Annotated in this window: 19 protein-coding genes; 2 read left to right on the forward strand and 17 right to left on the reverse strand. The window is 69.6% G+C overall.

Going from position 1 to position 17517, the window contains the following annotated elements; genetic code table 11:
* Positions 1 to 12: 12 nt before the first annotated feature.
* From BLW00_RS00865 to groES, 4 genes are all read right to left on the reverse strand, one after another.
* Positions 13 to 1371 (reverse strand): ABC transporter substrate-binding protein, encoded by a 1359-nt coding sequence (locus tag BLW00_RS00865; protein WP_092547873.1) that lies wholly within the window; start codon positions 1369 to 1371, stop codon positions 13 to 15.
* A gap of 152 nt (positions 1372 to 1523) precedes the next feature.
* Entirely contained in the window at positions 1524 to 2333 is an 810-nt protein-coding gene (locus tag BLW00_RS00870; protein WP_092547874.1) for an ABC transporter substrate-binding protein, read from the reverse strand.
* A 21-nt stretch (positions 2334 to 2354) separates the two neighbouring features.
* Positions 2355 to 3302 (reverse strand): EamA family transporter RarD, encoded by a 948-nt coding sequence (gene rarD / locus BLW00_RS00875; protein WP_245741175.1) that lies wholly within the window; start codon positions 3300 to 3302, stop codon positions 2355 to 2357.
* 97 nt (positions 3303 to 3399) lie between these two features.
* Positions 3400 to 3696: a co-chaperone GroES gene (groES, locus tag BLW00_RS00880; RefSeq protein WP_066041091.1), complete on the reverse strand. Its 297-nt coding sequence runs from the start codon at positions 3694 to 3696 to the stop codon at positions 3400 to 3402.
* Between the two features lie 308 nt (positions 3697 to 4004).
* On the opposite strand from groES, the gene BLW00_RS00885 reads away from it, so the two are divergent.
* Positions 4005 to 5216, forward strand: a complete 1212-nt coding sequence (locus tag BLW00_RS00885; RefSeq protein ID WP_092547875.1) for a class I SAM-dependent methyltransferase — start codon at positions 4005 to 4007, stop codon at positions 5214 to 5216.
* A gap of 39 nt (positions 5217 to 5255) precedes the next feature.
* Here the strand turns inward: BLW00_RS00885 and BLW00_RS23235 are convergent, their stop codons facing one another.
* The 10 genes from BLW00_RS23235 to glmS all read right to left on the reverse strand — a co-directional run bounded on the left by BLW00_RS23235 (position 5256) and on the right by glmS (position 13872).
* Positions 5256 to 5876: a DUF4190 domain-containing protein gene (locus BLW00_RS23235; RefSeq protein ID WP_092547876.1), complete on the reverse strand. Its 621-nt coding sequence runs from the start codon at positions 5874 to 5876 to the stop codon at positions 5256 to 5258.
* Between the two features lie 118 nt (positions 5877 to 5994).
* Positions 5995 to 6273, reverse strand: coding sequence for a DUF4190 domain-containing protein (locus BLW00_RS00895; RefSeq protein WP_092547877.1), 279 nt, complete (start codon positions 6271 to 6273; stop codon positions 5995 to 5997).
* A 114-nt stretch (positions 6274 to 6387) separates the two neighbouring features.
* Complete coding sequence (gene tsaD / locus BLW00_RS00900; protein WP_092547880.1) at positions 6388 to 7437, reverse strand: tRNA (adenosine(37)-N6)-threonylcarbamoyltransferase complex transferase subunit TsaD; 1050 nt, start codon at positions 7435 to 7437, stop codon at positions 6388 to 6390.
* Positions 7434 to 7967 carry a ribosomal protein S18-alanine N-acetyltransferase gene (gene rimI, locus BLW00_RS00905; RefSeq protein ID WP_092547882.1) on the reverse strand — a complete coding sequence of 178 codons (534 nt, stop codon included), beginning with the start codon at positions 7965 to 7967 and terminating at the stop codon, positions 7434 to 7436. The genes tsaD and rimI overlap by 4 nt, the downstream gene beginning before the upstream one ends.
* A complete protein-coding gene (gene tsaB / locus BLW00_RS00910) occupies positions 7964 to 8575 on the reverse strand; it encodes a tRNA (adenosine(37)-N6)-threonylcarbamoyltransferase complex dimerization subunit type 1 TsaB (RefSeq protein WP_092547884.1) in 612 nt (203 codons plus the stop codon). Before tsaB ends, rimI begins: the two co-directional genes overlap by 4 nt.
* Positions 8576 to 8688: 113 nt before the next feature.
* Positions 8689 to 9279 (reverse strand): tRNA (adenosine(37)-N6)-threonylcarbamoyltransferase complex ATPase subunit type 1 TsaE, encoded by a 591-nt coding sequence (gene tsaE, locus BLW00_RS00915; RefSeq protein WP_322788322.1) that lies wholly within the window; start codon positions 9277 to 9279, stop codon positions 8689 to 8691.
* Complete coding sequence (alr, locus tag BLW00_RS00920) at positions 9276 to 10484, reverse strand: alanine racemase (RefSeq protein WP_092547886.1); 1209 nt, start codon at positions 10482 to 10484, stop codon at positions 9276 to 9278. The genes tsaE and alr (BLW00_RS00920) overlap by 4 nt, the downstream gene beginning before the upstream one ends.
* A complete protein-coding gene (alr, locus tag BLW00_RS00925; protein WP_092547888.1) occupies positions 10481 to 11659 on the reverse strand; it encodes an alanine racemase in 1179 nt (392 codons plus the stop codon). The genes alr (BLW00_RS00920) and alr (BLW00_RS00925) overlap by 4 nt, the downstream gene beginning before the upstream one ends.
* A complete protein-coding gene (locus BLW00_RS00930) occupies positions 11659 to 12018 on the reverse strand; it encodes a holo-ACP synthase (protein ID WP_092547890.1) in 360 nt (119 codons plus the stop codon). The genes alr (BLW00_RS00925) and BLW00_RS00930 overlap by 1 nt, the downstream gene beginning before the upstream one ends.
* Positions 12019 to 12024: 6 nt before the next feature.
* Complete coding sequence (gene glmS, locus BLW00_RS00935) at positions 12025 to 13872, reverse strand: glutamine--fructose-6-phosphate transaminase (isomerizing) (protein WP_092547892.1); 1848 nt, start codon at positions 13870 to 13872, stop codon at positions 12025 to 12027.
* Positions 13873 to 13961: 89 nt separating this feature from the next.
* Here glmS and coaA point away from each other — a divergent pair, with 89 nt between their 5' ends.
* Positions 13962 to 14912 carry a type I pantothenate kinase gene (gene coaA / locus BLW00_RS00940; RefSeq protein WP_092547894.1) on the forward strand — a complete coding sequence of 317 codons (951 nt, stop codon included), beginning with the start codon at positions 13962 to 13964 and terminating at the stop codon, positions 14910 to 14912.
* Between the two features lie 127 nt (positions 14913 to 15039).
* On the opposite strand, the gene glmM is transcribed toward coaA, so the two are convergent.
* The 3 genes from glmM to rplM are packed head-to-tail and all read right to left on the reverse strand — an operon-like array spanning position 15040 to position 17406.
* Positions 15040 to 16404 carry a phosphoglucosamine mutase gene (glmM, locus tag BLW00_RS00945; protein ID WP_092547896.1) on the reverse strand — a complete coding sequence of 455 codons (1365 nt, stop codon included), beginning with the start codon at positions 16402 to 16404 and terminating at the stop codon, positions 15040 to 15042.
* Between the two features lie 26 nt (positions 16405 to 16430).
* The gene (gene rpsI / locus BLW00_RS00950; RefSeq protein WP_092547898.1) at positions 16431 to 16916 is read right to left on the reverse strand and encodes a 30S ribosomal protein S9; all 486 of its coding nucleotides are present in this window, start codon (positions 16914 to 16916) and stop codon (positions 16431 to 16433) included.
* Between the two features lie 43 nt (positions 16917 to 16959).
* A complete protein-coding gene (gene rplM, locus BLW00_RS00955; RefSeq protein ID WP_092547900.1) occupies positions 16960 to 17406 on the reverse strand; it encodes a 50S ribosomal protein L13 in 447 nt (148 codons plus the stop codon).
* Positions 17407 to 17517: the final 111 nt, after the last annotated feature.

Raw genomic sequence — 17517 nt, forward strand, 5'->3', positions numbered from 1 at the left:
TGACGGGGAGGACTACTCCGCGAGCGAACCGAACTCGACGTTCAGCGGCGCGTAGGTGTTGTCCTTGCCGTACTGGTAGATGCCGATGTAGGCCTCGGTCGGGTCACCGTTGTCATCGAAGGTGATCGGGCCGGAGACACCGTCGTAGTCGATGTCGGTACCCGATGCGAGCAGGTCGGCGCATTCCGCGAAGGAGGTGCACTTCGTGCCGCCCTCGGAGACGGCCTTCATGTTCTTCTGGATGGTCGGACCGTCGGACGCACCGCCGGCGACAGCCGCCAGAGCCATCAGGTTCACCGCGTCGTAGGACTCGGCCCCGTAGCTGAAGTCGTTCAGATCGGGGTTGATGCCCAACATCTTCGCCTTGAACGCGTCGTCGGCGAGCACGCCGGGGAGGGTGCCCTTGGCGCAGTTCAGGGTTCCGGGGTCGAAGTCCTCGGCGTAGTTGGACAGGTTGCCGTCGACGAAGTAGACCTTGCTGCCGTCGAAGCCCTTGGTGCCCACGAGCTCGGGGATGATGACCTTGGTCTGGTCGAAGGCGATCAGCGCGATGGCGTCGGGGTCTTCGGCCAGAACGGCGTCGATCTGCGAGCTGAACTGGCTGTCACCCTCGTTGAAGGCCTCGGAGGCCACGACAGTTCCGCCGGCGTTCTCGATCGCGGTCGAGACGTTCTCTTCCAGGCCCGAGCCGTAGGCGTCGTTGAGGTAGATGATGCCGACGTTGGTCGCGCCGTCACCCACCATCAGGTTGCCGAGCACGCGGCCCTGCAGCACGTCGGACGGCGCGGTGCGGAAGTAGTATCCGCCATCGGCGTAGGTCGAGAAGTCGGGCGAGGTGTTCGCCGGCGAGATCTGGACGACCTGGGCACCCGTGACCTGATCGATGAAGGTGAACGAGACACCCGACGACGCGGCGCCGACGATGCCCGACACACCCTGGCTCAGCAGATCGGTGGCCGACTGCGTCGCGATGTCGGTCGTGGTGTCACCGGAGTCACGGTGGATGACCTCGACGTTGCCGCCGAGCACGCCCGGAGCGGAAGCGTTGATCTCCGCGACGGCGAGGTCGACACCCGCGATCTCGGGCGGGCCGAGGAACGCGAGGCTGCCGGTGGTCGGCAGGATGGAGCCGATCTTCAGCTTCGTGTCGCGGGTCTGAGCGGCTTCAGGCGCGACTGCCGTGATGTCGGCTGCGGCGGTGGCCGCATCCGGTCCGCACAGCGCAGCCGCTGCAGTGGTCTCTCCGCCGTCGGTGGAAGGAGTCGACGCGCAGGATGCCAGCAGCAGAGCCGTGGCACTGAACGCGGCGACGCCCGCAACGATCGACAGGGGCTTCGAGCGCGAGGCCTTCGCCTTCGCAAATACGCTCATGGTGCTCCTTTTGTGATGTGTGCAGTTCTCGGCAAATTCGAAGAAAAAGCCGTGGATTCACGCTATGCGGCATTCGGCCCAGGAACAATACGTTCGTGTTACAGCCCTGTAACACGGCCAAATCGTTACCTTGCAGTGACATGAGCGCGCTCTCAGCGATGCAGGCCGATCAGCCGGAGGGCGCCCGCGGTCGTCGCGTCGGCGGCCGTGGTCAGTTGCCCGGTCACGCCGGTGTAGCGGATGCCGCCGGGCGCCTTCAACGAATCCAGGCACGCACCGTAGCTGGAACACTCGGTGGCTCCGCTGGTCACGGCCGGGAGGAACTCCGCGATGGAGGAGCGTCCGTCGTCGCCGGCGAGTTGAGCGGCCAGGGCGATCAACACCGTGGCGTCGTAGCTCTCGGCACCGAACCGGGTGTCGGCGAGGGTGGGGTCGGAGGAGCGCAGACGCGCCGTGAATCCCTCGTCGACCGCCACCGGGTCGGCGACCGCTGAGACGGCGGGGATGCCGGCCGCTGCGGCCGCGGCATCCGCCGCATCGAACACGTAGGCGCTGCTCGGTCCCACGATCGCATCGACGCCCCGGCCGGCGAAGGCCGCCACGGTGTCGCCCGCACGGGGGCTGGCACCGTCACCCGCGTCGCCGTGCACCACGACGATCGGCGCCCGGTGCACCCCGCCGGCCTCGTCGATGTCGCGCGCGGCGAGCTCGATGCCGGCCAGTTCGGCGGCGCCGAGAGCGGAATGTGCGCCGGAGAGCGGAACCAGGGCGCCGATGGTGAGGATGCCGTCGCCGGTCGGGATGGGCTGCGCCATCGACGCCACCGGTGTCGGCGCCGACGACGGCTCGGCGGCACCCGACGCGAAACACGCGGTGAGGGCCACCGGAACGCACGCGCACACCAGGGTCAGGGCGGCGACGCGGGCGACCCTGCCGCGGGCTCGGCGGTGGCTGTGAGTCATGCTCGCATCAGCCTATCGCCGCTAGCCGGGCTCGATCTCAGCGGCACGTGAACCGCGGGCTCCCCGCACCATGTCGACGATGAGGATGGCCAGCGCGAGCCAGACGATCGCGAAGCCCGCCCAGCGCGCCGGCGGCATCGGCTCGTGCAGGATGAACACACCGATCACGAACTGGATGATCGGAACGATGAATTGCACGAATCCCACGTAGACCAATGGCAGCCGTCGCGTCGCAGCCGCGAACATCAGCAGAGGGATCGCCGTGGCCACCCCCGCTGAGGCCAGGATGAGGGTGGTCCACACGCTCACGCTGCCGAAGGCCAGCCCCGTGGTCTGGCTCACGACGATCACGATCACCAGCGCTACCGGCGTGATCCACAGCGTTTCGAGGGTGAGTCCGCTCACGGCGTCGACCCGGGGGCCGACGTGCTTCTTGACCAACCCGTAGGTGCCGAACGATCCGGCGAGGATGAGAGCGATCCACGGCACGCTGCCGTAGCCCACGGCGAGCACGACCACTGCGACGCCGCTCACCGCGATCGCGATCCACTGCAGTCCTCGCAGCCGCTCGCGCAGCACGAGCACGCCGAGGAGCACCGTCGCGATGGGATTGATGAAGTAGCCGAGCGACGTCTCCACCACCTGATCGGAGAGGGTGGCGAGGATGTAGGTCTGCCAGTTGACGTAGATCAGCGCGCCGGCCAGGCCCATCAGGAGCAGCAGTCGCGGCTGGCGGGCGATGGCGAGGAAGGGCTTCCAGGCCCGTGTCGCGGTGAGCAGGATGGCGCAGAACACGAGCGAGAAGAGGATGCGCCAGGCGACGATCTCGAAGGCGCCCGCCGGACGCATCAACAGGAAATAGAGGGGGAAGACGCCCCAGAGCACATAGGCGCCGATGCCATAGAGGAGCCCACTGCGGAAACGCTCGGCAGGGGTTCCTGCGATGGCAAGGGACGGCGGCGGTGTCACCGCGACACTCTACTCTTCGCGGTCTCGCGGCTCGGCGGCCTTAAAGCACGGAACCCGGGCGGCCGAAGCCACCCGGGTTCTCTGAACTGCGGCCCGACTAGCGGACGACGACTGCGAGCACGTCGCGAGCCGAGAGCACGAGGAAGTCCTCGCCCGCGTACTTGACCTCGGTTCCGCCGTACTTGGAGTAGATGACCTTGTCGCCGACTGCGACGTCGAGCGGAACGCGGTTGCCGTTGTCGTCGATGCGGCCGGGGCCGACGGCGACGACTTCACCCTCCTGGGGCTTCTCCTTGGCGGTGTCAGGGATGACGAGACCGGAAGCAGTGGTCTGCTCAGCTTCGACCTGCTTGATGACGATGCGATCCTCGAGCGGCTTGATGGAGACCGACACGGTTGACCTCTTCTTTCTCAGTTACAAAACGTCTGGGTTAGCACCCTCACACCGAGAGTGCTAATTCGAGTTTAGAGGCACTGTTGGCACTCGCGCAACGTGAGTGCCAGGCTGTTGCCGGACGGCCCGGGCTTCGCTCGGGCTGTCCGGGCGTCGCCGGTCCTTGCCCGGCGCCGCGCGACATGTTCGCGTGCGGTCGGTGGGCCCGGCCTTCGGTCGGACCCACCGGCCGCGCGCTCACCCTGGATCATCTGAGCGCGGCCCGTTGCGTTCATTCGCGTTCGCCGCCATTGCGTTAGCGTTGCCGGATGGATTCTGCTGAGTTGTCGATTCTGCTCACTGCCGAAGGGCTGCGGCTGCTCGACTCGCTGCCGCTGTACTCGGCGGGGGACTCGGTGAAGCAGGTCAGCGCGCTGCGCAAAGCCGGGCACTCGCCCGAGTTGGTGGCCGCCGTGCTCACACAGTCGCGGCTGCGGGAGAAGGCGCGCGCGAAATTCGGGGCGTTCGCCGATCGGCTGCTGTACACGCCGGCCGGCCTCGAGCAGGCGACCCGGCTGAAAGTCGCTGCGATGCACGCCGGCCGGTTCCGCGACGCCGGGATCGGCGTCGCCGACAGGAGCGGCGGACGTATCGCCGACCTCGGGTGCGGCATCGGCGCCGACGCGCTCGCCCTGGCGGCCCTCGACCTCTCCGTGGTCGCCGTGGAGCGCGACGAGGTCACCGCCGCCATCGCGACCTACAACCTCGCCGGATTCCCCTCGGCCGAGGTCGTGCTGGGCGATGCGGAGACCTTCCCGCTCGACGGAGTCGAGGCGGTCTACCTCGACCCCGCCCGACGCACCGGCGGCACCACGAACACCAGTCGGCTGACCCGACCCGAGGACTACTCCCCCTCGGTCGACTTCGCCTTCGGACTGGCCGAGCGCCTCCCCGCCGGCATCAAGCTCGGCCCGGGCTTCGACCGCTCCCTCATCCCGGCCGAGGCCGAGGCGCAGTGGGTCTCGGTCGACGGACAGGTCGTGGAGATGGGGCTGTGGTTCGGCGCTCTGGCGCGGCCGGGCATCCGTCGTTCCGCGCTCGTGGTCGACGAATCGGGCGCCGCAGAGCTCACCGCCGAGTCCGACAGCCCGGATGCGCCGACCCGCGAGCTCGGCGACTACCTCTACGAACCCGACGGCGCCGTCATCCGGGCGCGGCTCATCGGCGCCCTGGCCGAGCGGATCGGTGCAGGCATGCTCTCACGCGACATCGCCTACCTCACGGGCGACGAACTCGTCGTCACGCCGTTCGCCTCGGCGTTCCGCGTGCGCGAACGGCTCCCGGCCGGTGAGGCGCAGCTGAAGAAGGCGCTGCGCGACCGTCGCATCGGCACGCTCGAGATCAAGAAGCGCGGCATCGACGTCGATCCGGCGACGCTCCGAACGCGCCTGGCCCTGAAAGGGTCGGAGACCGCCACCCTCATCCTGACCCGGGTCGACGGGGCGCACGCGGCGCTGCTGGTCGATCGGGTCACCGGATGACGGCGACGGCCTCCTGAGGCGGATGCCTGCCCGCGGCTTCTAATAGGTGGAGTAGGCAGCACCGGTTCCGGCTGCGATGACGACCACGATGAAGATGATGTAGAACACGATGCCGATCACCCAGAGGCCGGTGAAGACGTAGGACAGGATGAGTCCGGCCTTCGCCAGGCCGCGGCCCGACTCACCGGTGCGGTCGATCTGCTTCAGGGCGATGTGCCCCGTCACGATCCCGGCGATCGAGAACACGAACGCGAGGATGATCGTGATGATCGCCAGCGTGTTCATCGGCGGGGTGGCCGGGGCCTGGTAGCCGTAATACGGCTGCTGTGCCGGCGGCGGCTGGTAGCCGGGAGGCGGTGCCTGCGCATACCCGGGTGCGGGCGGCGGAGTCTGGTAGCCACCCGCCGGAGGGGCCTGGTATCCGCCGGCCGGGGGCTGCTGGTAGCCGCCGACGGGGGGCTGCTGATAGACCGGCTGGCCAGGAGCCGGCTGCTGGTAGGCCGGCGGCGGCGTGTAAGCCGGCGCGGCGGGCGGAGCCGGCGGGGCCGGCGGGGCCGGAGGAACGGGCGGCGCCGGCGGAACGGCGGCCGCCTCGGGCGGGGTCACCGGCGGAACGGTCGGCTCGCCCGCGTCAGGGGTGGGGTTGTTCGTGTCGCTCACGGGGAACGCCCTTCTGTGTCGGGCCGTCGCCGGCCGATGTTGCCTGCAGGTCGCGATCAGCAGCGTCGCTGCTTAACAGAGTAGGCGCAGGCGACCCCCGGCCGCCTGCGCCTGTGACTCAGTAAGTGGTGATCGTGGTGTTCGAGGCCACGATGGCGATCGACACGATGATGATGATGATGCCGATCACCAGCGACACCGCGCCGATGATGATGCCGGCGAGCGCGAGGCCGCGGCCGGACTCACCGGTCTTCTTGATCTGGCTGAGGGCGATGGCGCCGAGGATGACGGCGATGATGTTGAATCCGAGAATCGAGATCACCAGCGAGACGATGGCGAGCACGTTCGTCTTCTGGGCGACGGGCGCCGGGGTGTAGGCGGGCGTGGGTTCGGTCACGAGAGGCTCCTATTGTCCTGAGAAAACGATGACGGCCCCTATCGTGGCAGGGCCGCTGAGAAAGTGTCAATGACGCACGTAACACTTCCTGCCCGGAATCGGGCGAGCAGACCGTCAGCGCATCTGGATCTGCGTGACCGGCAGAGTCGAATCCGCTCCGAATCCGAGGTCCGACGGCGCGTGCCCGGCCTGGATCAGCTGGGCACCGAGCGCCGCGATCATGGCACCGTTGTCGGTGCACAACGACAGCGGCGGAATGCGCAGGGTCACGCCCTGGGCTGCGGCCCGCTCGGCTGCCGCTTCACGCACCCGCGCGTTCGCGACCACACCCCCGCCCAGCAGCAAGCGCGGGATACCGTAGTCGGCGCAGGCGCGGAAAGCCTTGGTGAGCAGCACGTCGACCACCGCCTCGCGGAAGCTCGCGGCCACATCGGCCACCGGGATCTCCTCCCCCGCGTCGTCGGCGCGCTCCACCCAGCGGGCGACGGCCGTCTTGAGGCCCGAGAACGAGAAGTCGTAGCGGTGCTTCTCGAGATCTTTCGCCTGCATCAATCCACGGGGGAAGCGGATGGCGGCGGGGTCGCCCCCGATGGCGGCCCGGTCGATCTGCGGGCCGCCCGGGTAGGGCAGCCCGAGCACGCGGGCCACTTTGTCGAAGGCCTCGCCGGCCGCGTCATCGATGGTCTCGCCGAGGAGTTCGACGTCGTCGACGAGGTCGCGCACCAGGAGCAACGAGGTGTGACCGCCCGACACGAGCAGCGCGATCGTCGGGTACTCGAGCGATTCGGCCGCGAGCACGTCGGCGCCCACGTGGCCCACGAGGTGATTGACCGCGTAGAGCGGCTTGCCGGTGGCCACGGCGAGCGCCTTGGCCGCGCCCACACCCACCATCAGGGCGCCGGCCAGCCCGGGCCCACTCGTGACGGCAATCGCGTCGACCTCGTCGAGTCCGATGCCCGCCTCGGCGAGGGCGGCGGTCAGCGCAGGATTCATCGCCTCGAGGTGGGCGCGCGCCGCGACCTCGGGCACCACGCCGCCGTAGCGGGCGTGCTCGTCCATCGACGAGGCGATCACGTTGGCGAGCAGCGTCGAACCGCGCACGATACCGACGCCCGTCTCGTCGCAGGAGGTCTCGATGCCGAGCACCACCGGTCCACCGGTCATGACGCGTTCCCTTCCCGGCCGCCGTCGGCGGTGGTGTCGCTCCCGGCCGCGAGCGCCGGACCCTTCGCCGGCAGCTCGGCGCGCATCACGATCGCGTCGACGCCGTCGGGCTGGTAGTAGTTCGGGCGAACCGCGATGTCGGCGAATCCAAGGGAGACGTAGAGCGCGTGCGCCACGGGGTTGTCGGCGCGCACCTCGAGGAAGACGGTCTTCGCCCGCCGCGTCATTGCTTCGTCGAGCAGCCGTCCCATCAGCTGCCGGCCGAGGCCCCGGCCACGAGATCGCTCCGCGACCGCGATGGTCTGGATGTCGGCATCCGTCGATCCCACCGGGCACGACAATCCGGCGTAGCCCTCGACCAGGCCGGTGCCCGCCTCCGCGTCGACGGCGACAAGGTAATAGCAGTGGGGATTCGCCAGCTCGCGGCGCATCGAGTCGCGCGACCACGCGTCATTCTCGAAGGAGGCCTGCTCGAGGGCCATGATGGCGTCGAGATCGGCTGCGCCCGCCCGCCTCAGCTGCCAGGTCACGGGGTCACCCGCTTCCGCGGACCGGGCATCGTGACATCCGGCGACCGCAGGTAGAGCGGCTCGCCGTACTCCTCGGCCATGCCGCGCTGGCGGTGCAGCAGCGCCACGCGGGCCAGGGCGCCGGCGCTGATCTGCGTTGCGTCGATGCGGTCGAATTCGGGGTAGGGCACTTCATCGGGCTTACAGAGCGCCGGGCCGTCGGAGCGCATCGGGGCGTCGTCGACGAGGTCGTAGCTCGACCAGTAGACCTCGCGGCGGCGCGCATCCGTCACCACCAGGAGCGGGCCGCGAGCTCCGGCCGACCACTCCTCGAGCGCGACGGCGTCGTGACTCACCACCGACACCACCGGTCGGTCGATGCCCCAGGCGAAGGCCCTGGCGGCCGCGATGCCGACGCGCAACCCCGTGAACGGACCGGGGCCCATGCCGGCGACGACGGCCTGGATGCGGGATGCCGGCACCCCCGCGTCGTCGAGCACGCCTGCGATCATCTCCCCGATCACCTCCGCATGGCGCATGGTGTCTTCGGTGGAGCGCTCCGCGAGCACCATCTCGCCGTCGGCCACGGCGACCGAGGTGCCGGCGGAGGTATCGATGGCGAGAAACACAGAACGAGCCTAACCCGGCCGGGCGTCGCCCCCGTCCGCGCGAGGTAGCGCGAAGTGCGCTTGATCGGGGCTCCAAAGGCGACTTCGCGCTACCTCGCGGAGGCAGTGCGACGTCACGCCCAGCGGGGGCCGACGACGCGGATGCGCACCGTGCGGGGCTCGATCGGCGCGTCGGGAAACTCTGCGTCGTCAGGGTCGGCGTCCGTGCCCGCGCCCGCGTCCGTGCCCGCGAAAGCGTCCGGCGCGGCGTCCGTGCCCGCGCCCGCAGCCGTGGCTCCGGCCCCGGCCCCGTGCGGGCGCTCGATGTCGATCGCGAGATACGAGTCGGTCAGCGCCTCGATCATGCCGGCTCCCCACTCCACCACCACCACCGAGTGGGCGAAGTCGATGTCGAGATCGTCGAGTTCGAGGGCGCTGCCCAGCCGATAGGCATCCACGTGCACGAGCGCCGGTCCGCCGGAGAGCGGCGGATGCGTGCGCGCCAGCACGAAGGTCGGGCTCGTCACCGGCCCGCGCACGTCGAGTCCCTCGCCGAGCCCGCGGGTGAACGTGGTCTTGCCGGCGCCCAGATCGCCGGAGAGCAGCACGACATCGCCCGCGCGCAGCAAGTCCGCGATGCGACGGCCGAACTCGTGCATCTCCTCGGGCGTGGAGATCTCGAGCAGATCGCCGATCTCGGCGAGCCGCCCCCGCGCATCGGTCACGGCGCCGACTCCGTCGCCGGTGTCCCGCCATCCGTCTCCGCCGCGCTCTCCCCGGCAGCCCCGGCATCCGCCGCGTCCGCCGCCTCACGCGCCCCGAGGTAGACCCGCTCGACGCGCGCGCCCACGCGGGCCACGATCTCGTCGCCGATCGTCTCCGCGTAGCCCGCCCAGTCTTCCGCGGTGGGCTCGCCCCGGTCTCCTTCGCCGAACACGACCACCTCGTCGCCGGGCGCCACCTCGTCGTCGCCGACGTCGACCACGAACTGGTCCATGGCGATCCGTCCGGCGATCGGATAACGGCGTCCGTTGATCCAGACCTGTCCGCGGCCGGTAGCGATGCGGGGGATGCCGTCGGCGTAGCCGAGTGGCACGAGTGCGAGCGTCGACTCCGCGGAGGTGCGGTAGACCAGCCCGTAGGAGATGCCGTGGCCGGCGGGCACCCGCTTGGTCGAGACCACGGGTGCGCGCAGGGTCATCACAGGACGGAGACCGAGGTCGCGACCCGACGCGTCGTCGAAGGGCGAGATGCCGTAGGCGGCGATGCCGAAGCGCACGAGTCCGAGCCGGGCCTCGGGCATCCGGATGCCCGCCGAACTCGCGGCCAGGTGCAGCAGCTCGAAGTGGGCGCCGAGGTCTTCGGCCACGGCGACGGCGCGGCGCAGTCTGTCCAGTGCCACGGCGTCGTCTTCGGGTGAGGCGTCGGCGAGGTGCGACCAGGCCGCGTGCAGCCGCACGACTCCGCGCCGGTCGTACTCGAGGGCGGCGGAGACGAGGCCCGGCCAGTCCTCCTCGGTCGCACCGTTGCGGCTCAACCCGGTGTCGATCTTGAGATGCACCCGGGGAGCACGCGCTGCGCCCGCGGCGGCGATGGCGTCGAGCTGCCACACGGCCGAGATGCCGAGGTCGATGTCGGCGTCGGCCGCCGCACCGAACAGCGCATCGGGGTCGTGCATCCAGGCGAAGATGGGCGCGGTGATGCCGGCGTCGCGCAAGACGAGGGCGGCCGGGATGTCGAGTACGGCCAGCGAGGTCGCTCCGGATTCGAGCGCCGCACGCGCCAGGGGCACCATCCCGTGGCCGTAGGCGTCGGCCTTCACGGCGAGCATCGTCTCGGCGGGCAGTGCCAGCGCCGACAGGGTGCGCACGTTGTGCCGGAAGGCATCGAGGTCGATCACGGCCTCCCGCCGCGGTGCCGCGTCGCTCATGCCGTCACCCCCTCGGTCTGATCGGCGAGCGGGGAGAATTCGCGCTTGACCCGAGCACCCAGTCGCGTCACCACCTCGTAGTTGATGGTTCCCGCCGCTTCGGCCCAGGAGTCGGCGCTCGGAAACCCCTCGGCCGGGTCGCCGAACAGCACCACCCGGTCGCCCACCCGCGCGGCGTGCTCGCCGAGGTCGACCACGAACTGGTCCATCGCCACGCGTCCGACGATCGGATGCGTCGAGCCGCCCACCCAGACGCTCCCCCGGTTCGACACGTGGCGCGGGATGCCGTCGGCGTAGCCGAGCGGCACGAGGCCGAGCCAGGTCTCGGCATCGGGCCGGTAGGTGTAGCCATAGGAGACGCCGGTGCCTGCGGGCACGCGCTTGACCGCGATCAGGCGGCTCTCCACCCGCATCGCGGGGCGGAGTCCGAGCGTGGCGGAGTCGACACCCTCGAAGGGCGAGAGCCCATACAGGCCGATGCCCAGGCGCACCAGGTCGAGTCGTGTGGCGGGCAACCGCAGCGCGCCCGCCGTCGAGGCGAGGTGCCGCACGCCCGGGTCGAGGCCGAAGCTGCGGGCCATCGCCGTCGCCTCGTCGAAGGCGTCGAGCTGCTGGAGGTCGTCGTCGTCGCTCGCGTTCGAGAGGTGGCTGAACAATCCCTCGACCCGGATGCGCCGGTTCCCGACCGCGTCGCGCGCGGCCTGGAAGACGGGCTCCCACTCGGCGCGTTCGATCCCGTTGCGGCCGAGACCCGTATCGACCTTCAGATGCACGCGCACCGGCGCGTCGACGGTGCCCGCGTCCACCGCGCGCTGCAGTTGCAGCCGGGTGCTGATGCCGACGGCCACGTCGTGCTCGACGGCCGCTCCGAACGACGGATCATGCCCGTGCAGCCAGGCGAGCACAGGGGCGCGGATACCGGCGGCTCGAAGCGCGAGGCCCTCGGAGACGTCGGCGACCCCGAGCCAGGTGGCGCCACCCTCGAGCGCGGCACGGGCCACCGGCACGGCGCCGTGGCCGTAGCCGTCGGCTTTCACCACGGCCATCACGGCAGCGGGGGCGACGAGCGACCCGACCCGCGCGACGTTCGCGGCGATCGCGTCAGGGTCGACGATCGCGCGGCGGAGCGCCGGTGCGGATGCGGATACGGCCCCGGAAGCGGATGCCTCGCCCATCACGCCTCCCCCGTCTCGGCCACCACGAACGCCACGGCCGTTCCGCCATCGTGAGTCATGCTGAGATGCAGTCGCGTGGCGCCGATCTCGGCGAGCGCCTGCGCCACACCGCCCGACACCTGGAACTCGGGGTTGCGGTGCTCGTTCGACACGATCTCCATGTCGTGCCAGCGGAACTCGGTCGAGTGCCCGACGGCCTTGATCAGCGCCTCCTTGGCGGCGAAACGGGCCGCGAGCGACCGCACCGGTAGCATCCGTTCGCCCGGGGCGAACAAGCGGTCGAGCAGCCGCGGCGTCTTCTCCAGAGAGCGCTCGAAGCGCGCGACGTCGACCAGGTCGACACCGACTCCGACGATCACGGCGGCCTACTCGACCGTGACGGACTTCGCCAGGTTCCGCGGTTGGTCGACGTCGAGCCCCTTGGCGGTCGCGAGCTCCATCGCGAACAGCTGCAGCGGGATGACGGTGAGCAGCGGCTCGAACAGGGGTGCGGCGAGCGGGATGCGGATCACCTCGTCGGCGAACGGCAGCACGGCCACGTCGCCCTCCTCGGCGATGGCGAGGATGCGGGCACCGCGCGCGCGGATCTCCTGGATGTTCGAGACCACCTTGGCGTGCAGCGAGTTCGGATCCCGCGGCGAGGGCACCACGACGAACACGGGCTGGCCCGGCTCGATCAGGGCGATCGGTCCGTGCTTGAGCTCCCCGGCTGCGAAGCCCTCGGCGTGGATGTAGGCGAGCTCCTTGAGCTTCAGCGCACCCTCGAGGGCGATCGGGTAGCCGACGTGACGGCCGAGGAAGAGCACGGCGCGGGTGTCGGACATCCACTTGGCCAGCTGGGTGATCTCGGGCGCGCTCTTCAGCACCTGCTCGATCTTCTTCGGGATCGCCTGCAGTTCGGCGATCGACTTCGCGCCGTCTGCGTGCGCCAGCTCGCCACGCACTCGGGCGAGGTGCAGGCCGAAGAGGTAGAGCGCCGTGATCTGCGCCACGAAGGCCTTCGTCGACGCGACCGCGACCTCGGGGCCGGCGTGGGTGTAGACGACCGCATCCGACTCCCGGGCGATCGTCGCCCCCTGGGTGTTGCAGATCGACAGCGTGCGGGCGCCGTTCGCGATCGCGTACTTCACGGCCATCAGCGTGTCCATCGTCTCGCCCGACTGGCTGATCGACACCACGAGCGTGCGCGGCGTGAGCACCGGCTCGCGGTAGCGGAACTCGTGCGAGAGCTCCACCTCCACGGGGATGCGTGCCCACTTCTCGATGGCGTATTTGCCGAGCAGGCCCGAGTAGCTGGCGGTGCCGCAGGCGATGATGATCACCCGATCGATGTCGCTGAGCATCGTGTCGAGCCCCGCGAGCTCGGGCAGCACGACCTCGCCCTCGTGCACACGGCCGAGGATGGTGTTCGCCACGGCGTCGGGCTCTTCGCTGATCTCCTTCGCCATGAAGCTCGACCAGCCGCCCTTCTCGGCGGCCGCGGCATCCCACGACACCTCGAACTCGTGCGTCTCGACGGGGGCGCCGTCGAAGTCGGTGACCGTGACCGTGTCGGCCGTGATCACCACGATCTGGTCCTGCCCGATCGCCACGGCGCGGTGGGTGTGCTCCACGAAGGCGGCCACGTCGGAGCCGAGGAAGTTCTCGCCCTCGCCCAACCCGATCACGAGCGGCGAGTTGCGGCGGGCGCCCACCACGACGCCCGGCTCGTCCTGGTGCAGGGCGAGCAAGGTGAACGCGCCGTCCAGGCGGGAGACCACGCGGCCGAGCGCGGCGGGCAGTCCGTCGCCCACCTCGTACTCGCGGCCGAGCATCTTCGCGGCCACCTCCGTGTCGGTCTCGCTGTCGAAGACGAAGCCATCGTCGAGCAGCTCCTGCTTCAGCGTGGCGAAGTTCTCGATGATGCCGTTGTGGATGAGCGCGATGCGGCCCGAGGCGTCGAGGTGCGGATGCGCGTTGCCGTCAGTCGGGCCGCCGTGCGTCGCCCAGCGGGTGTGCCCGATCCCGGTCTGGCCGTCGGCCATCGGATGCGCGTCGAGGTCGTCGGCGAGCACGGCCAGTTTGCCGGCGCGCTTGCGCGTGGTGAGACTGCCGTCGGCGCCGATCACGGCCACACCGGCGGAGTCGTAACCGCGGTACTCCAGTCGGCGCAGTCCGCCGAGGAGCACCTCGAGACTGCTGTTGTTGCCGACGTAACCCACGATTCCACACATGCGGTCGAGTTTAGCCGAGCGCGACCGCACGACTGCTGACAGCCGCCGAAGCGGGCGCCGGCGCGGTCTTCGGGCAGAATAGGAGTCCTATGCCCGATTCCTCATCCACCGGTCTCGCGCAGTTCAGCCCGTTCATCGAGTTCGATCGGGCGCACTGGGCGGCTCTCGCGCCGACGACGCCACTCCCGTTGCTCGAGACCGAGATCGTGCAGTTGCGCGGCCTCGGCAACCCCCTCGACATCCGCGAGGTCACCGAGGTCTACCTGCCGCTCGCGCGACTGCTCAACCTCTACGCCACGAGTGCCCAGCAGTTGCACCGGGCCACCTCGGACTTCCTCGGCGAACGCTCGAAGTCGACGCCGTTCGTCATCGGCGTTGCCGGATCGGTCGCGGTCGGCAAGTCGACCATCGCGCGCCTGCTCCGCGAGCTGCTGGCCCGCTGGGCCGACACTCCCCGGGTCGAGCTCGTCACCACCGACGGCTTCCTGCTCCCGAACCGCGAGCTCGAGCGCCGCGGCATCATGCATCGCAAAGGGTTCCCCGAGTCGTACGACCGGCGCGCGCTGCTGCGCTTCGTGAGCGCGGTGAAGAGCGGTAACCCGGAGGTGCGCGCGCCCTTCTACTCCCACCTCAGCTACGACATCGTGCCCGAAGCGCAGGTGGTGGTGCGTCAGCCCGACGTGCTCATCGTCGAGGGGCTCAACGTGCTGCAGCCGCCGGCGGCCAGCAACACCCTCGCCGTGAGCGACCTGTTCGACTTCTCGGTCTACGTGGATGCCCGCACCACCGATATCGCGAACTGGTACGAGAGCCGCTTCCTCGACCTGCAGCGGGGCGCGTTCGCGAATCCGAAGTCCTACTTCCACCGCTACTCGAGCCTCAGCGAGGTCGAGGCGCGCGAGACCGCCCGTTCCATCTGGGAGTCGATCAACCTGCCCAACCTGATGGCGAACATCCGCCCCACCCGCTCCCGCGCGACCCTGGTGCTGCAAAAGGATGCGGACCACACGGTCAACAAAGTGCTCTTAAGGAAGCTCTAGGCCGAAAGGCTCCAGACGAGCGACGAAAGCCGCGGGCCGCGCTGTGACAACCCAGGGCGACGGCGAGGCCGCGTGAGCGACCTCACCGGAGCATGTCGCCCGCGCCGCAGCAGCGGCGGCGCGGCAACTAAAGAGACTGCTCGACGCCCGTCGACAGTCGCTGGCGCACGACGTCGGCCAGCGACTCGGCGATGCGGTCGGCCGTTGCCTGGTCGCCGGCCTCGACCATCACGCGCACCAGGGGCTCGGTGCCGGAGGGGCGCAACAGCACGCGACCGGTCTCGCCGAGGTCGGCTTCGGCCTCGGCCACCGCGGCAGCCAGCACCTTGTCGGTGTGGACGCCGTCGCGGTTGACCCCACGCACGTTCACCAGGGTCTGCGGATAGACCTTCATCACGCTCGCGAGTTCGGCGAGGCTCTGCTTCGTGGCCGCCATGCGGCTGAGCAGTTGCAGACCGGTGAGGATGCCGTCGCCAGTCGTCGCGTAGTCGGCGAAGATGATGTGCCCCGACTGTTCTCCGCCGAGGCTGAGCTTCTGCTCGTTGATGGCCTCGAGCACGTAGCGGTCGCCCACCTTCGTCTCGAGCATCCGGATGCCGTGATGGGCCATCGCCACCTTGAGCCCGAGGTTCGACATCACCGTGGCCACCAGGGTGTCCTCGCGCAGTGCGCCGCGTTCGCGTTCGGAGAGCGCGAGGATGGCCATGATCTGGTCGCCGTCGACGATGCGTCCGTTCGCGTCGACCGCGAGACAGCGGTCGGCGTCGCCGTCGTGGGCGATGCCGACGTCGGCTCCGGCGGCCACCACGGCAGCCGCGAGCTGGTCGAGATGGGTCGAGCCCACCCCGTCGTTGATGTTCATGCCGTTCGGATCGTTGCCGATCACCGTGATCCGGGCGCCGGCCTGGCTGAACGCCTCGGGCGAGACGCCGGCCGCCGCGCCGTGCGCGCAGTCGAGCACGACGTGGATGCCGTCGAGGCGGTGCGGCAGCGTCGTCAGCAGGTGCACGACGTAGCGGTCTTCGGCATCCGCGAACCGCTTGATGCGACCGATGTCGCCGCCGAGCGGCGTGAGCTGCGGATGCTCGAGCGCCGCCTCGATCGAGATCTCGACCTCGTCGGGCAGCTTCTTGCCCTCGCGGGCGAAGAACTTGATGCCGTTGTCGGGCGCCGGGTTGTGGGATGCAGAGATCACCACGCCGAAATCGGCGTCGATGTCCGCGATCAGGAAGGCAGCGGCCGGGGTCGGCAGCACTCCGGCGTCGAGCACGTCGACGCCGGAGCTGGCAAAACCGGCGGCCACGGCGGCCGCGATGAAGTCACCGGACTGCCGCGGGTCGCGCGCGACCACAGCGACGGGTCGACGACCCTCGCTCCGGGCTTCGGCCCCCAGGACGCGTGCACCGGCCTGCGCGATCCGAAGAGCGAGGTCGGCGGTGACGTCCTGGTTCGCGAGCCCCCGCACCCCATCGGTGCCAAACAGGCGAGCCATAGGCTAAGCGTAGAGCCGAAGCGCGCTTAGCGCTTCGAGAACTGCGACGCCTTACGTGCCTTCTTGAGACCGGCCTTCTTGCGCTCGATGACGCGCGAGTCGCGGGAGAGGAAGCCGGCCTTCTTGAGGTTCGGCCGGTTGTTCTCGCGGTCGATCTCGTTCAGCGCACGCGCGATGGCGAGGCGGAGTGCGCCGGCCTGACCCGAAGGGCCACCGCCGGTGATCTTCGCGACGACGTCGTAGGAGCCGATCAGGTCGAGCACCTTGAAGGGGTCGGTGATCAGCTGCTGGTGCAGCTTGTTCGGGAAGTAGTCGGCGAACTCACGGCCGTTGACCGTGAGGGTGCCGCCACCCGGAACGAGGCGCACGCGGGCGATGGCCTGCTTGCGACGGCCCACGGCTGCGCCGGAGACGTTGAGAACGGCACGGGGGGCGCGGGGCGCCTCGTCGGCCGGAGTTTCGGTGGAGTAGCTCTCGGGAGCCACGTCAATCTGATCTGCGATCTTCGCCACGGTAGTTGTGTGTCCTTTGTCTGAGTCTGCTGAACGAGGGACGCTACTGGGCGACCTGGTCGAGGATGTACGGGGTGGGCTGCTGAGCAGCGTGCGGGTGCTCGGGGCCTGCGTAGACCTTCAGCTTGCGGAACTGGTCGCGGCCGAGCGACGTCTTCGGCAGCATGCCGCGGATCGCCTTCTCGACAGCGCGCTCCGGGCTCTTCGCGAGGAGCTCGGCGTAGGTCACCGAGCTGAGTCCGCCCGGGTAGCCCGAGTGGCGGTAGGCCTTCTTCTGCGCGAGCTTGGCGCCGGTGAGGGCGACCTTGTCGGCGTTGACGATGATGACGAAGTCACCCATGTCCATGTGCGGGGTGAAGGTGGCCTTGTTCTTGCCACGCAGGATGGTCGCGGCGTGGCTGGCCAGGCGGCCGAGCACGATGTCGGTCGCATCGATGATGACCCAGCCGCGCGAGACTTCGCTGGCCTTCGGGGTGTAGGTACGCGTCACAGTAGTGCTGCTTTCTTGTTCGAGGTGAGGAGTTCGTGAATCCCACTCCGGTGGGTGTTACCGATCAGAACGACGGGGAACACAGCCGATGGAGGGCTCAACTTCGGGCGG

Origin of the sequence: Herbiconiux ginsengi (assembly GCF_900107435.1) — a bacterium.
GTDB lineage: Bacteria > Actinomycetota > Actinomycetes > Actinomycetales > Microbacteriaceae > Herbiconiux > Herbiconiux ginsengi.

What these genes read in the sequence shown, in the direction of transcription:
- BLW00_RS00865 (WP_092547873.1), bottom strand. Translation starts at nt 1,371, where the DNA reads ATGAGCGTATTTGCGAAGGCGAAGGCCTCGCGCTCGAAGCCCCTGTCG.
- BLW00_RS00870 (WP_092547874.1), bottom strand. Translation starts at nt 2,333, where the DNA reads ATGACTCACAGCCACCGCCGAGCCCGCGGCAGGGTCGCCCGCGTCGCC.
- BLW00_RS00885 (WP_092547875.1), top strand. Translation starts at nt 4,005, where the DNA reads ATGGATTCTGCTGAGTTGTCGATTCTGCTCACTGCCGAAGGGCTGCGG.
- tsaD (WP_092547880.1), bottom strand. Translation starts at nt 7,437, where the DNA reads ATGACCGGTGGACCGGTGGTGCTCGGCATCGAGACCTCCTGCGACGAG.
- alr (WP_092547886.1), bottom strand. Translation starts at nt 10,484, where the DNA reads ATGAGCGACGCGGCACCGCGGCGGGAGGCCGTGATCGACCTCGATGCC.
- alr (WP_092547888.1), bottom strand. Translation starts at nt 11,659, where the DNA reads ATGGGCGAGGCATCCGCTTCCGGGGCCGTATCCGCATCCGCACCGGCG.
- glmS (WP_092547892.1), bottom strand. Translation starts at nt 13,872, where the DNA reads ATGTGTGGAATCGTGGGTTACGTCGGCAACAACAGCAGTCTCGAGGTG.
- coaA (WP_092547894.1), top strand. Translation starts at nt 13,962, where the DNA reads ATGCCCGATTCCTCATCCACCGGTCTCGCGCAGTTCAGCCCGTTCATC.
- glmM (WP_092547896.1), bottom strand. Translation starts at nt 16,404, where the DNA reads ATGGCTCGCCTGTTTGGCACCGATGGGGTGCGGGGGCTCGCGAACCAG.